The sequence below is a fragment of the Winogradskyella sp. UBA3174 genome (assembly GCF_002364335.1).
Classification (GTDB): Bacteria; Bacteroidota; Bacteroidia; order Flavobacteriales; family Flavobacteriaceae; genus Winogradskyella.
This window is the reverse complement of the sequence record NZ_DEXW01000034.1, coordinates 1-850: the sequence shown is the minus strand read 5'-3', so window position 1 is coordinate 850 and position 850 is coordinate 1. Positions and strand designations below refer to the sequence as shown.

Below are 850 nucleotides of genomic sequence, written 5' to 3'. Positions count from 1 at the left end.
TGGTGCTCCTTTTACTGAGAATCCTAAAGTACTTACGCCTGAAACAGAAGGGTTTGATGAGGCTGAAACACCTCCACTTTTAGTATAGGTTCCATAACCTGCTTGATAATCTGCCAAATTATGGGTGTCGCCACCATAATGCTCCCAAAAATAAATAGTTCCAGTTATGGAGGCTGTACCTGAAAATATTCCATTGTCATCAATAAATTTATCAGCATCTATAGCCGAAGGATATGGGTTTCCAACCAAATGATTGTTATTAGCACCTACTGTTAATTCAATAATCCCATTATTTGGTTCGCCAACAAAGGTATAATTTTGTTCTTCTGCGTTGGCGTTAGTCCCCTTCATGGTATATCCCTGACCTACATTTACTTCTCCATTATTACCTGCACTCTCCCATGCGCTATAACCCAAACCAGAATCTTCTAATTTATACATCCAAGCGGTACTTAGTTTAATTGGTGAACTTGTTGTTCCGTCAGCATAAGTATAACTAGAGCCAAAATCAATATCTATAATATTATTTGGATCTGTAGCATCTCTTAAAACTTCTCCAATGGTAAAGTTAGTACCACCTGAGTTAACCGGCGAACTCCAATAATTATACCTAAAGCTATTACCTGTTCCTTGTTGGTTAATTTCTATCGAGCCAGTACTTGCGGCATCTAAAACACTTCCAGTATCTTGTAATAATTGGGATTCTCCTTGTAAGTTAAGTTTGCCGTTTAGTTTTAAAACAGCAGTAAGACGTAAACTATTGTCATTTATGGTTAATGAAGCGCCACTTAGAATTTCAAGATTTTCGGCAATACCACTATTGTCAGGCTCGGCACCAATTATAGGGTAT

The 850-nt window shown here is 37.6% G+C and carries 1 pseudogene; it reads right to left on the bottom strand.

Annotation, left to right across the window (positions count from 1 at the left end):
- Positions 1-850 (bottom strand): annotated as a pseudogene (locus tag B2U95_RS04705) (MAM protein); the annotation flags it as partial.